This window comes from Actinoplanes sp. NPDC023714 (assembly GCF_040639855.1).
GTDB lineage: Bacteria > Actinomycetota > Actinomycetes > Mycobacteriales > Micromonosporaceae > Actinoplanes.
This window is the reverse complement of record NZ_JBFAAR010000005.1, coordinates 170508-183674: the sequence shown is the minus strand read 5'-3', so window position 1 is coordinate 183674 and position 13167 is coordinate 170508. Positions and strand designations below refer to the sequence as shown.

Sequence of the window (13167 nt, the reverse complement as noted above, 5' to 3'; positions counted from 1 at the left end):
GGACGATTGTCTTACTTGCCGGTGAGGGCCGGCTCCTTCTCGGTGGAGGAAGTGGCGCCGAGGTCGACCGTGCTGCGCAGCTTGGCCGGCTTCATCGCGATCGCGGCGATCACACCGACCACCGCGACGGCCGCGGAGATCAGGAAGATGTGACCGGTGGCGTCGCCGTACGCGACCCGCACCATGTGCTGGACCGCCTCGGGCAGGCTGCTCAGGTTGAGCGCGCTGACCCCGGAGCTGCTGCTCCCGGCCGAGGCGCCGGCCGCGGACATCTGCTCGGCCATCGAGTCGGCCACCTGGCGGGCGAGCACCGCGCCGAGGACCGAGACGCCGATCGTGCCGCCGAGCGAGCGGAAGAACGCGACGGTCGAGCTGGCCGCGCCGATGTCCTTGAGCGCCACGGTGTTCTGCACGGCGAGGACCAGGTTCTGCATCGACATGCCCACGCCGATGCCGACCAGTGCCATCGCGATGCCGATGTACCAGAGCGGGGTGTCGTGGTCGAGCATCGAGAGCCCGGCGAAGCCGATGACCAGGACGATCGTGCCGGCCACCACGTACGGCTTGATGTGGCCGCTCTTGGTGATCATGCGACCGGCGATGGTCGAGGAGACCAGGATGCCGATCATCATGGGGATCATCAGCAGGCCGGCCTCGGTCGGGCTGTAGCCGCGGCCGATCTGGAAGTACTGGCCGAGGAAGACCGAGCCGCCGAACATCGCCATGCCGACCGCGAGGCTGCCGATGATGGCGAGGGCCGTGGTGCGCTGCCGGACGATGGGCAGCGGGACCACCGGCTCGCTGACCCGCGACTCGACCCAGACGGCGAGGGCGAGCAGGACCACGCCGGCGCCGACCATCGCGAACGTCTCCCAGGAGGCCCAGCCGAACGAGTCGTCGACGAACGAGACCCAGACCAGGATGACGCTGACGCCGGCGGCGATCAGGAAGGCGCCGAGCCAGTCGATCTTCACGTTGTCGCGCTTCATGACCGGCAGGTGCAGGGTCTTCTGGAGCACGATCAGGGCGATCACGGCGAACGGCGCGCCGATGAAGAAGCACCAGCGCCAGCCGAGCCAGTCGCTGTCCACGATGAGGCCGCCGAGCAGCGGGCCACCGACCGTGGCGAGGGCCATGACGCCACCGAGGTAGCCGTTGTAACGGCCGCGCTCCCGCGGCGGGATCATCGCGGCGATCGCGACCTGGACCAGCGCCTGCACGCCGCCCATGCCGATGCCCTGGAACGCCCGGGCGGCGATGAGCTGCTCGGTGTTCTGGGTGAAGCCGGCGATCAGCGAGCCCAGCACGAAGATCACGATGGAGAGCTGGACCAGCAGCTTCTTGCTGAAGAGGTCGGAGAGCTTGCCCCAGATCGGGGTGGTGGCGGTCGCGGTGAGCAGGGTCGCCGTGACGACCCAGGTGTACTGCGTCTGCGTGCCGTTGAGGTCACCGATGATCTTCGGCAGTGCGGTGGAGACGATGGTGGAGCTGGCCATCGCGGCGAAGAGCACGAGCAGGAGGCCGGAGAGGGCTTCCATGATCTCGCGGTGCGTCATCGCGCTGTGGTCGGCCCGGGTTGTGGTTGGGGCGCTCATCGCGCGACCTCCAGGCTGGGCGTGTGGTTGATCAGGTCTTGTGCGAACCGCTGCAGGGATGAGGCGAAGGTGTCGATCTCTGCCGGGCTCCACTCGGAGAGGGCTTCGGCAAGCCGGTCGTCGTAGTGCGCGGACACCTCGTCGAGCACGGCCTGGCCCCGGTCGGTGAGGCGCAGCATGCTGGCGCGCCCGTCGTCGGGGTCGGCGGCCCGGGCGACCAGGCCGTCGCGCACCAGGGCGGCGATGGTCCGGCTGATCGTCGAGGGGTCGAGGGCGTGCTCGGCGGCCAGGTCCTTCATGTGGCAGGACTCGTGGCGCCGGATGGCGGCCAGCACACCGACGGTGCCGACGGGGGCGAGCGAGTTCTGCTTCATCAGACGAACCGCCTTGAGCAGCTCATGCAGAGCCGTGATCAGGTTGTCGCTCGTCATGTCGCCTCCCGTGATGCTTGTTGCATACAACTATCGCTCCGAAGTTGCCTGTTGTGCAAGTTTTCCCATTGGGAACTGAATCACACGCCGATATGCTCAGGAGATGAGCGTGCCGACCACCGAGCCGGGCCTTCGTGAGCGCAAGAAGGCGGCCACCCGCCTCTCCCTGCACGAGGCGGCGCTACGCCTCGCCCTGGAGCACGGGCCGGACCGGATCACGGTCGAGGCGATCGCGGACGACGCCGGCGTCTCCCGCCGCACGTTCTCCAACTACTTCGCCAACAAGGAAGAGGCGCTCTTCTACGGCCAGCATCAGCGGATGCGCGAGATGGCCGCGATGATCAAGGCGCGTCCGGCGGCCGAGTCGCCGTGGGTGGCGCTCACGGCGGCCGCCGAGGAGTTCTACAGCGCGCAGGGCGATCTCGATCCGGAGTGGACGGCGCGGACGCGCCTGATGCGCCGGCATCCGTCGCTCGCCGCGGCGCAGATGCAGACCTTCGCGGCGATGGAGCGCGAGGTCGCCGCGGAGGTCGCGGTCCGTCTGGGTCCTTCCGAAGACCCCTCGGGCGTACGCGCGGCGCTGATCGCGGCGACGTTCCTCGCGGCACTCAGGGTCGCCCTCACAGCATGGCTCCTGCACCCGGCCGACTCCACCTACTGGGAGGTCGCGAGCGAGGCCCTCGCCCAGGCCGGCCACGGCCACGCCTGAGAGAGTGCCGACGTCGTATCCTCATGCCCATGGCCACCCGGCTGCGCGCGGACGCCCGAAGGAATCGAGCAGCACTGCTCGCCGCCGCTCGGGAGGTCTTCGCTGAGCAGGGCCTCGACGCGTCGCTCGACGAGATCGCCCGCCGGGCCGGGGTCGGCAACGCCACTCTCTATCGTCGATTTCCCAGCCGCCGGCACCTGATCGCCGAGGTGTTCGCGAGCCTCATGACCGCGGCGGTCCGGCTCGCCGAGCAGTCCCTCGAGCACCCCGACCCGTGGGCCGCGTTCGTCGGCTACCTGACCCGGGTCTGCGAGCTCCAGGCGACCGATCGGGGCTTCGCGGAGCTGCTGGTCACCACGGCGTTCGACGACGACGAGCGGCTCGCCGCCCTGCGCGCCATGGCCCAGCAGCGGGCCGTCGACGTCGTCGTCCGGGCCCAGCGCGCGGGCCGGCTGCGGCCCGACTTCACCCGGCAGGACATGGCGTTGCTCATGATGGCGAACGCCGGCGTGGCCCAGCACTCCGCCGACCCGCAGGCCTGGCGGCGCCAGCTGTCGCTCCTGCTCGGCGGTCTCGCCACCCGATGAGGCGCTCCAGATCCCTCGATTTCCCCAGTTTCAACCGTGGGCCACACGGGTAACAGCAATCACAGACAGGCGCGGTTCCGGGTCCCCCGTCCCGGAACCGCGCTTCTCTGTCCAGGCGAAGCGGACGCCTAGGCGAGGCGGAACGCCTAGGCGAGGCAGAACTCGTTGCCCTCCGGGTCGGTCATCACGAACCAGGAGAACGGGCCCTGACTGCCCGCCCGCACGAACGTCGCGCCCCGCTCGACCAACCTGTCCCGGGCGGCCTCGCGGCCCTCGTCACCGACACGGATGTCGAGGTGGAGGCGGTTCTTCACCGTCTTCGGCTCGGGGACCCGCTGGAACAGCACCCGGCTGCGGCCGGCGCCGTCGGGGTGGACGACGGCGCCGCCGATCCGCCAGACCAGCTTGCCGTTGTGCAGCTTCGTGTCGTCCTCGCGGGCGTTGCCCTTCGCGACCATGTCCTTGATGAACGCCTCGTCCTGTGGCTCCACCTGCCAGTCGAGGGTCTCGGCCCACCAGTCGGCGAGCGTGTGCGGGTCGCTGCTGTCGACGACGATCTGGAAGTCGTAAGGCATGTACGGCACGCTACCGAGGACTTAGGACAGAAAGCGGCCTAATTCGCGTAGAGGCCCGGGAAGAAGCGGTCCACGGCCGTCACGTCGTACACATGCCTGATCTCGGAGATCGACCCGGCATCCACCGCGAGAAACTCCACCAACCTGGCCGTGCCGAACGGCGCGGCCAGGTCGTAGATCAGCGCGGCGCCGTCGACGGCGTCCGTCCGGGCGACCAGCTCGACGCGGTCGGCGAAGGCCGCGACCCGCGACAGGACCTGGAGCAGCTCCTCGTCGTCCACCGGAGCGTCGAAGTTCCACTCGGCCTCGACGTCGGGCGTGAGCAGGCGGCGGGCGGCGGTCAGGTCGCCGGCGGTCCAGGATTCGACCCAGAAGTCCACGGTATCCATCTGAAGGCTCCTCAGCCGTTGATCATCGTGCCGGTGCCGCGCCGGGGGATCACGGCGGACATCAGGCGGCTGCTCCGGACGTGACGACGTTCGCACCGACGGGCATGGCCTCGGGAGCGGGTGCGAGACCCAGGAGCGCGGCGGTGGCCTGCGCGGTGCGCCGGGCAGCAAGACCATCACCGTACGGGTTGCCGCCCGCTGTCATGGCGTCCCGCCTGACCCGGCTGTCCAGCAGCGCGGAGGCCTCCTCGACGATCCGCGCGGTGTCCGAGCCGACGAGCTTGGCGCAGCCGGCCGTCGGCGACCCGGCCCGCTCGGACACGTCCCGCAGCACCAGGGCGGGGACCCCGAACGACGGGGCCTCCTCCTGGACGCCGGCCGAGTCGGTGAGCACCAGGTAGGCCTCGGAGAGCAGGCGGGACCGGTCCGGGTAGGGCAGCGGACCGGTGATCGTGACCCGCTCGACGCCGGCCAGCGCGGCGTCGACCTGTCCGCGGACCGCCGGGTTCGGGTGGCCCGGCAGCACGACGTCGATGTCCGGGTAGCGCGCGATGAGCTGCTTCACGGCGTCGAGGATGCGATCGAGCGGCTCGCCCTGCGACTCCCGGCGGTGCGCGGTGACCAGGACCAGGCGGTTCGGGCTCGCTTCCCGCTCCCGGAGCAGTGCCGTCTCGAACGGCATCCGGCGGGCGGCCATCGCGAGTGTTGCGTCCACCACGGTGTTGCCGGTGATCAGGACGTCGGTGTGGGCGATCTTCTCGTCCAGCAGGTTCATCGCGGCGAGCGGCGTCGGGGCGAGGTGCAGCGTCGCTACCTGGGCTACCAGGCGGCGGTTCGCCTCCTCGGAGGACGACGAGCCCAGGTCGCCGGAGCGCAGGCCGGCCTCGAGGTGGACGACCGGGATGCGGCGCCAGAACGCGGCGAGGGCGCCGGCCATGCTCGCCGTGGTGTCACCCTGCACGATCACGGCGGCCGGGGTGCGTACCGACCAGAGCTCGTCGAGCTCGCGGACCATCGCGATGAGCAGCTCGTCCCGGCTGCCGGTGCCGCGCTCGACGGTGAGCGAGATGTCCGGCTCGAGGCCGAACGCGGCGAGCGCCCGGCCGACCGTGGCCGGGTCCGGGCCGCCGGCGAGCAGGACCGGTTCGAGCAGGCCCGCCTCCCGCACGGCCAGGGCGACGGGGGCGAGCTTGACGGCCTCGGGGCGGGTGCCGCCGACGAGGTGGACTTCGCGCTTCATCGTGGTCACGGTCTTTCGGCTCGTCCTCGTCACTGTTCGTGATGTCCGGCAAGTTTCTCCCGGACGTAATAGGACATTAGGTAGTTACCGAGCGTGACTCAAGGGGTGCGAGCGGAACGGGGGCGGGGAATGTCCGAAAGGTCCAACCCAGACGGCGCAAGAGGTTCGGGCGGGGCGAATTCGGGCGCGAACGGCCCGCATTCGAGGAGTTGGGGAGTGCTTCGGGGCGGAGTGTCGTCGTTGCTCAGCGTGATGACTAGGGAGTCGCCCATGCGGATACGCAGGGTGACCTTTGCGGTGCTGGGAGTCAGTCGTGGGGTGCGTCGAGCAGCGTCGGGTCGTCGCGGAGGAGGGCGGCCAGGCGGCGGGCGGCCTGCTCGGTCTCCTCGGGGCGCTCCACCTGCAGCGGGATCGGCTGAGCCAGCGGCGGCGGGAAGCCCGGCGCGGCGGCCGGCTGATGTGCCTGTGGCTGGTGTGCCTGAGGCTGGGGCTGCTGCGGCGTGGCCTGGCTCGGCGCGGCCTGGTGGGGCATCGCCTGGTGGGGCACGGCCGGGCGGGATGCGGGCTGGGCCTGGGGCTCGGCGTGGTTGTGCGTGGGCTGGCCTGAGGGCTGGCTCGAGGTCGGCTGCACCGGGTGCGTGGGGGAGACCTGGTCAGGGACGAATCCCGGCTCGGCCTGGAAGGGGGGCGCCGAATGTGGGGGCGCGGTGAAAGCGGGGCTTCCGGCGTACGAAATGGGGGTCTGGGGTGGAACCGGCGGCGGAGGCGTGGCCGCGAATGGGTGCGGGACCACGAACGGGCGCTCGGCCGTGGGTGGTTCTTCGTAATCGAAATCGGTCGGGCCGAAGCGGTCCTGATCGTCGCGGGTGGCCCGGGGCGGGTCGGGGCGCTCGTAGGCCGGCTCCGAATAGCCCGGCTCCGAATAGGACGAATCCGGATAAGTCGCGTCGGAGTAGGACGAGTCCGCATAGGACTGATCCGGATAGGACGGACCCGTGTAGGCGGGCTCGGAGTACGCCGGCTCGGAGTACGCGGGCTCGACGAAAACCGGCTCGGCCGGGACCTGGTCGGCGTGGATCGGCTCGGCCTGGACCGGCTCGGCGTCCACGTCGATCTCGAAGTCGGCGTGCCGGGGACCGGCCTCGGCGGCCCGGGCGGCGACCGTGTTGTCGGCGCTCACCTGGACGACGCCGTCCGCGAATCCGAAGTGGAGCAACACCGGATCGCCGGCGCCCTCGACGCCGACCGTGACACCCAGCTCGGGATGGCGGGAGATCACACCCGCGATCGCCTCGACCAGCTCGGTCACCGCCGGCGGGGTGCCGGGGTTCTCTCCGGCGGCGCGGCGCCTCAGCTCGTCCCGCCTGGCGAGCTTGTCGAGCGCGTCGTCCAGTCCGCCTCGCACGTCACCGTCCTCATTCCTCACGCGGTCGCCCGGTACCCCAACTGTGCCCCTGCTGTGGCCGGTTTGGGAACCTCACCGGGCGACCCGCGCACACACTACGGCGTCTTCATCCGGATCGCCTTGTCGAGGGCCTGGTCCAGAACGACCAGCAGAGCGTCCCGCACCGACGCCCGGAAACGCGCGTCGAAGGAGACGACCGGCACGTCGTCACGGACTGCCAGGGCCCAGCGAACCTCGTCGACGCTGTAGCTCATCTGCCCGTTGAACGTGTTGATGCCGACGACGAAGGGGAGCCCGGCGCGTTCGAAGTAGTCGACGGCCGGATAACAGTCGTCTATTCGGTTGGTATCCACCACGACGAGGGCACCGAGAGCACCCTTGACGAGGTCGTCCCACATGAAGGCGAACCGGGTCTGGCCCGGCGTGCCGAAGATGTAGAGCTTGAGCGTCTGGTCGATGGTGAGAACACCGAAGTCCATCGCGACGGTCGTGCCCGTCTTCATGGTCGCCTGACCGGGGTCGTCGATACCAACGGACTCCGAGGTCATCTCGGCCTCGGTGGTCAACGGCGAGATCTCTGAGATGGCGCCGACCGTCGTGGTCTTACCTACACCGAAGCCGCCGGCCACGATGATCTTTACCGGGACCGGCGCCTTCTTGGGCGCGGGAGCGCCGGGTATGCGCGCGGTACCGACGACGCGGTTAGCTGATGGATCGAAGTCCACGGATCACTCGCATGATGGTCTCGGGGTCAGGTGTGTCGTTTTCCAGGACGTGGACGTCCAGTAGGCCGGTGGCTCGCAGGTCACCGACGAGGATTCGGGTGACGCCCAAGTGCAGGCGCAGCCGAGCGGAGATCTCAGCGACCGAGATCGGGCTCTCCTCGCAGAGAGACACGATCGCCCTGGTTTCCGGAGATAGCCGCGACGGTGGCGCACCGGGCACCACCGTCACCTGGGTTTCCATACCGATGTCGGGGTCGCCTCCATCGGTCCGCCCGGACGTGATGACGAACGGGCGCAGAGCATTGGTCGACGTCTCGACCGGCGGGTGCTCCCCGGTGGGGGTGTAGCCGCCGGTCGAGTGCTGCGGACCGGATTGCAGGAAGGGCCGGATCCCGGGCCGAGCCGGGGGGACTGCGTCGTCGGGGTCCGGATAGGTCATTGCTGGACGGCGTTCTTGAGCTCGGCGATGAGGCGCGGGCTCAGGGCGCCACCAGCGCGGGTGGCGAAGAGCGTCATCTCGTACGCCAGGGTTCCGAGGTTGGCGCTGCGGTCCGCGATGACGCCCAGCACCGAGCCGGCGCTGATCGCGGTGACCAGCAGGTATCCGTCGGCCATGTCGATGATGACCCGGTTCAGGGCACCCAGCCGGTACCAGCTCGCGGCGCCGCCGGCGAGGCTGGTCAGGCCGGAGACCACGGCCGCGAGGCGCTCGGCGTTGGGCCGGTCCTTGATCGCGGACATGGCCATCAGGAGGCCGTCGGACGAGACCGCGATGGCCTCGATCACACCCGCGGTACCGGAGGTGAAGGAGTCCAGCAGCCAGTTGAAGGTCTTGGCTTCGGCACTGAGCTGACTTTGTGCGGCGGCGTAGGGGGAAGTCATCGCGGTTGTCCCTCGTGTTGTGGCTGGCTTTCATTCAGAGCGAGTGCGACTCCGTACTCGAACTGATCCATCAGAGCCCGCGCGGCTTCCGGGTCCAGCTGTGCCGGGGCCGGGGGCGGGGTCGGACGGTGCGGCTCGTCACTCGGCAGGGTGGCGCCGGGTACGCGACGAGTCAGCGGGGTGCTGCCCGGCGTGGTCGGCGGAGCCGGCGGCGCGGAGGGCGCCGGGGCGGCAACCGGGGTGTTCCACGTCGGGGTGGCGGCCGGAGCCGGCGTATCCCAGGACGGCGTGCTCGGAACATTCCATTCCGGCTGGCTGACCTGGGGCGCGGGCATCGAGGTGCTGGTGGTGCCCGCGTCGAACTGCGCCTGACTCACACCGGCCTCGAACGCGTCGAAGGCGGCGCGAGCGGCGAGCGCGTCATCCGCGGACGGCGCCGCGGCGTGCTTCTGCGGACCCGACTCGGCCGGGAGCTGGCTGCCGGGGACCCGGCGGCGCAGCGGAGCGGGACCGCCGTTGCCGTTGTGGCCGTGGGAACCGTTGTGGCCGTTGTGCCCGTTCGAGCCGTTGTGGACGGGCTCGGGGACCGCTGCCGGCGAGTTCCCGAAGTTGTCCGCGGCGCGCTGGTGCGGAAGCTGGGGGGCCTCCGGGGGAATGGCCGAGGCCATCGGTGCCTCCACGGCGTTCCACGCCGGCTGTGCTTCGTTCCAGCTCGGCTGGACCGGGGACTCGTTGTTCCAGTTGCCGCCGGCCGACGGCGCGGACGGCAGCTCGGGCAGCGCGGCCGGGATGCGGCCGGCGACGGGGATGCCCATGTCGTACGACTGGACCGGCTCGGCGTAGGCCGGGGCGGCCGGCTCCTGGTAGGCGATGCCGGGCGAGTAGATCGGCTCGGCGTCGTACACGGGGGCGTTGTCGTCGATGGCCGGGGAGACCGGCTGCGGCGCGAACGCGTTCCAGGAGTGTCCGGTCTCCAGGGTCTGGGTGGCGCGGCTCAGCACGTTGGGGTCGAACGGCTGGGCGCTGCCCGGTACTTGCCGGACGCCGGCGCTGGTGATCGCCACCTCGGTGGTGTTGCCGCGCAGCGCGCCGGAGTAGGCCGGGGCGGCCGGAGCCTGGAACCGGTCGTCCTGGTAGGCGGCCTGCTGGTATTGCGGCTCCTGGTATTGCGGGGCCTGGATCTGCGGCGCCTCCGGTGCGGCCGGGAAGGCCGGGGCGGGGAAGGCCGGGGCCGGGGCCGCGCTCAGGTTCTCGACCCGGGCGATCAGGTGCGACGGGTTGAGGTCGACCCAGGCGGTCAGACCGCCGTCCGGGGTGTCGGTCAGGGTGACCTCGATGCCGTGCCGGCGGGCCAGACGGCCGACCACGAAGAGGCCGAGAACCTCGGTGGGCGCCAGGTCGAGGCGCTCACGGCGGGTCAGACGGGCGTTCTCCTCGGCCAGACGCTCGGGCGCGAGGCCCAGGCCGTGGTCGATGATCGCGAGGCGGGCGCCGCCGCGCAGCTCCTCGGCGGAGACCGTCACCGTGGTGTGCGGCGGGGAGAACGCCGTGGAGTTCTCCAGCAGCTCGGCGAGGAGCAGGGTGAGGTCGGCCAGGACGGCCGGGACCACGACGATGTCCTCGGGGACGTCGACCTCGACACGGGTGTAGTCCTCGATCTCACCGAGGGCGAGACGGACCACGTCGGAGAGCGAGAGCGGCGCCATGTGCTCGTTCGCGCCGGCGCCACCGGAGAGCACGACCAGCGCGGACGCGTTCCGGCGCAGACGGCTGGACATGTGGTCCAGGCGGTAGAGCTCGCGCAGGCGGTCGCTGTCGGTCTCCTTGCGCTCCAGAGAGTCGATCAGGGAGAGCTGACGGCCGACCAGGTTCTGCGTACGCCGGCCGACGTGGCCGAACATCTGGGCGACGTTGCGGCGGCCGACCACCTGGCGTTCCACCAGCCGGGCGGCGGTGGTCTGCACGCGGTCGAACGCGCGGGCCAGGTCACCGATCTCGTCCCGGGCCTCCACGTCGACCGCGTCGAGGCGGATCGGGCGGACCTGGGCCTCGGCCTCGTCGTCGGCCACCCGCTCGAGCTCGGCCTCGGCGGCGCGGGCGATGCGGTCGGCGGAGACGGTCAGGCGGCGCAGCGGGCGGGCGACCGCGCGGGCCATGAAGATCGAGAGCGTGATGACCAGGATGAGCAGCAGGAACGAGCCACCACCGATGAGGAGGGCCTGCCGGATGGCGCTCTCCCGGTTGGTGTTGGTGATGATGTCCACGTCCTTGGCCACGCGCTTCTCGACGAAGCTACCGAGGACCGTGACCGACTGCAGCGACGGGAACAGCGTCTTGACCTCGAGGCTCTGCAGCGCCTGGGTCGGGTTCGAGGTGAGCGCGGTCTGGAACTCGGTGCCCACCCGGGACTGGAACGCGTCCTGCGTGTTGATGTAGAGCTTGTACTGCGCGTCGGTGAAGTACACCTTCGAGCTCGAGATGATCGACTCGATCTGGCTGAACGTCGAGCTGAACGCGCTGAGCAGCAGGCTCGCGGCCTGCGGGTTGGCGCCCGAGACCACCGCCGCGGCGAGGTAGCAGGACGCCTGGCCGATGAGGTCGTCGGAGCGCATGGCGCGCTCCAGGGCGTAGACCTGCCGGCCGACGCCGGTGGTGAGGTCGGCGCTGGTGGCGAGCCCGAGGCCGTCGATCATCGGGGTGATGACCTCGTTGTAGTCCTCGACCACGGCGTTGACGTTGGTGACCGCGTTGTTCAGTACGTTCTGCCGGGTCACGTTGAGCTTCGCGGCGCCCGCGATGGTGCGGCGCAGCGCCTGCGGCATGTCCTCGACGTCGGCGAGCTGGGCCAGCGTCTCGATGGCCTCGCTGCTCTGGAGCACGAAGGTGGGGCGCTCGACCTGGCCGAGGAGGTAGCCGACCGCGAGCAGCCGCTCCTCCTGGAGCTCGGTCAGCGCGGTGCTGACCTCGGTGGCGAGCGCGACGGTGTCGGACGTGTCCTGGGCGATGCGGGCCGCGTCGATGCGCTCGTAGATGACCGGGATGCTGAGGCCGACGACCCCGAGCAGCGGAACGAGCACCAGCAGGGCCAGCTTGCCCAGGATGCGGAACCTACCGAAGAGCACCGGAACGCTCCCGCCGGGCAGCGTTGTCGCCGCCGTAGTTGGGGATCTCGCCGTAGTTCGGCGCCTGGTCGTACGGGTTGCCGCCGCCGTAGGAGGAGCCGGCGTCGCCCTGGACCGAGACGTCGGTGCGCGGCGCGTCGTCGTTCGCGTCGCCGGTCTGGCGGGCGCGGGCCCGGGTCCAGAAGGTGGCGACCAGGATCAGCGCGATGGCGACCGCGAGCAGACCCCACGCCTCGGCGCGGCGGTAGTTCAGCGAGTCGATGCGGTCCTCGAGGAGCGTGTCCATCTCCTTGAGCACGACGCCGGAGAGCGCGTTGAGCGCGGTCTGCAGGGTGCTCTGGGCGGTCACCATGGCGGAGACGTTCGGCGCGCCGCCGAAGTTGGCGCCACGGTTGGCGTCCTCGATACCGCGCTTGAACGAGTTCAGGTTGGAGACCAGGTTGCCGGCGAGCGTCGGGCTCTCGGTGTCCTCGACCGCGGCCTGCAGGTTGTCGGTGAGGTCGTCACCGGCGTCCTGGACGGTCAGGACCTCGTAGCCGAAGCTGACGTTCAGCGCGGCCCGCTGCTTGGCCTTGGCGGCGGCGACCATGTTGGCCGTGTCGCCCATCCGGCTCACCGCGGTGACGGCCTCCGGCATGTTGACGGCGGCGGCCTCCTGGAGGAACCACATGTCGCTGTTCTCGTCGCGGTTCAGCGTGGAGGTCTCGCGCACCGTGTCGTAGAGCGCCAGCGTCAGGTCGGAGACCTCGACGTGGGCCTCGTAGATGGTGGCCGAGTCGCCGGTGACCGCGGGCAGCTTGGCGATCTTGTCCTTCAGGCTGGCCCAGCGCTCCGAGGTGTCGAGGTCCTCACCGAGGCGCTCGTCGACACCCTGCACGCGGGCCACGGCCGCGGTGAGCGAGGCCGGCTCCGCGGCGACGCCCTGCAGTGCCGAGGACTGGGACTCTGCCAGCGCGCTGACCAGCGGCGAGAGCGCCTGCAGGTACTCGACGCCGTTCCGTTCGAGCTGCAGCCGGTCCCGGTGCTCGGTGTTGTCGTCCAGAACACGCAGGAACAGGGCTGCGGCAGGCAGCAGGACGAGGACCGTCAGCACCACCGCGAGGGCGGAGCGTAAACGGGCTCGCCGGCTGTTCACCGAGACTGACATTGCTTTAGTCCTCCGCCATGCACACGCGATGGGCCATCTTTTGACTACGGAAAGTAGTCATGCGGGCGCACCGATCTGGGTCAATCTATCCGAGAAAACCTCGTAAAACCCCTTTCCAAGGGTCAGAGTTGTCTCGGCTGATCGGGGGATACGCGACGCTGCCGGCTCGGCTGTACGGGGGCGTCCTGCTCGGCCGTTGCGCCGCGCGAATCGTATCCGCACCCCGGGTGGCACGTGAATATGAGTTCTACTTCGGATTTGTTACGTCTTCCCGGACTGTCATTCACGGAAAGTGTCGGTGCAATGGCTTTCGGCTAACATTTAACCGAGCGTGATCGAGCCTTCACGAAAAGAAGGGTC

At 70.0% G+C, this 13167-nt stretch carries 13 protein-coding genes; 2 read left to right on the top strand and 11 right to left on the bottom strand.

Annotated features, from left to right (window positions below; translation table 11 throughout):
* Positions 1 to 11 precede the first annotated feature (11 nt).
* Entirely contained in the window at positions 12 to 1595 is a 1584-nt protein-coding gene (locus AB0G10_RS23635; RefSeq protein WP_360925488.1) for an MDR family MFS transporter, read from the bottom strand.
* Positions 1592 to 2026, bottom strand: coding sequence for a MarR family transcriptional regulator (locus tag AB0G10_RS23630; RefSeq protein WP_360925485.1), 435 nt, complete (start codon positions 2024 to 2026; stop codon positions 1592 to 1594). Before AB0G10_RS23630 ends, AB0G10_RS23635 begins: the two co-directional genes overlap by 4 nt.
* 103 nt (positions 2027 to 2129) lie before the next feature.
* Here AB0G10_RS23630 and AB0G10_RS23625 point away from each other — a divergent pair, with 103 nt between their 5' ends.
* Positions 2130 to 2735 (top strand): TetR family transcriptional regulator, encoded by a 606-nt coding sequence (locus AB0G10_RS23625; protein WP_360925482.1) that lies wholly within the window; start codon positions 2130 to 2132, stop codon positions 2733 to 2735.
* A 29-nt stretch (positions 2736 to 2764) separates the two neighbouring features.
* Positions 2765 to 3322: a helix-turn-helix domain-containing protein gene (locus tag AB0G10_RS23620; RefSeq protein ID WP_360925480.1), complete on the top strand. Its 558-nt coding sequence runs from the start codon at positions 2765 to 2767 to the stop codon at positions 3320 to 3322.
* A gap of 146 nt (positions 3323 to 3468) precedes the next feature.
* On the opposite strand, the gene AB0G10_RS23615 is transcribed toward AB0G10_RS23620, so the two are convergent.
* The 9 genes from AB0G10_RS23615 to AB0G10_RS23575 form a co-directional block, all read right to left on the bottom strand.
* Entirely contained in the window at positions 3469 to 3897 is a 429-nt protein-coding gene (locus tag AB0G10_RS23615; protein ID WP_360925477.1) for a VOC family protein, read from the bottom strand.
* Positions 3898 to 3935: 38 nt separating this feature from the next.
* Positions 3936 to 4286: a hypothetical protein gene (locus AB0G10_RS23610; protein WP_360925475.1), complete on the bottom strand. Its 351-nt coding sequence runs from the start codon at positions 4284 to 4286 to the stop codon at positions 3936 to 3938.
* A 61-nt stretch (positions 4287 to 4347) separates the two neighbouring features.
* Positions 4348 to 5526, bottom strand: a complete 1179-nt coding sequence (wecB, locus tag AB0G10_RS23605) for a UDP-N-acetylglucosamine 2-epimerase (non-hydrolyzing) (protein ID WP_360925472.1) — start codon at positions 5524 to 5526, stop codon at positions 4348 to 4350.
* A gap of 307 nt (positions 5527 to 5833) precedes the next feature.
* Positions 5834 to 6931: a hypothetical protein gene (locus AB0G10_RS23600; RefSeq protein WP_360925470.1), complete on the bottom strand. Its 1098-nt coding sequence runs from the start codon at positions 6929 to 6931 to the stop codon at positions 5834 to 5836.
* Between the two features lie 95 nt (positions 6932 to 7026).
* Complete coding sequence (locus AB0G10_RS23595; protein ID WP_360925467.1) at positions 7027 to 7656, bottom strand: ATP/GTP-binding protein; 630 nt, start codon at positions 7654 to 7656, stop codon at positions 7027 to 7029.
* Complete coding sequence (locus AB0G10_RS23590; protein WP_360925464.1) at positions 7634 to 8095, bottom strand: DUF742 domain-containing protein; 462 nt, start codon at positions 8093 to 8095, stop codon at positions 7634 to 7636. Before AB0G10_RS23590 ends, AB0G10_RS23595 begins: the two co-directional genes overlap by 23 nt.
* Positions 8092 to 8538, bottom strand: a complete 447-nt coding sequence (locus AB0G10_RS23585) for a roadblock/LC7 domain-containing protein (RefSeq protein ID WP_014447974.1) — start codon at positions 8536 to 8538, stop codon at positions 8092 to 8094. The genes AB0G10_RS23590 and AB0G10_RS23585 overlap by 4 nt, the downstream gene beginning before the upstream one ends.
* Positions 8535 to 11660, bottom strand: a complete 3126-nt coding sequence (locus AB0G10_RS23580; protein WP_360925462.1) for a nitrate- and nitrite sensing domain-containing protein — start codon at positions 11658 to 11660, stop codon at positions 8535 to 8537. The genes AB0G10_RS23585 and AB0G10_RS23580 overlap by 4 nt, the downstream gene beginning before the upstream one ends.
* Complete coding sequence (locus AB0G10_RS23575; protein WP_360925459.1) at positions 11647 to 12756, bottom strand: hypothetical protein; 1110 nt, start codon at positions 12754 to 12756, stop codon at positions 11647 to 11649. Before AB0G10_RS23575 ends, AB0G10_RS23580 begins: the two co-directional genes overlap by 14 nt.
* Positions 12757 to 13167: the final 411 nt, after the last annotated feature.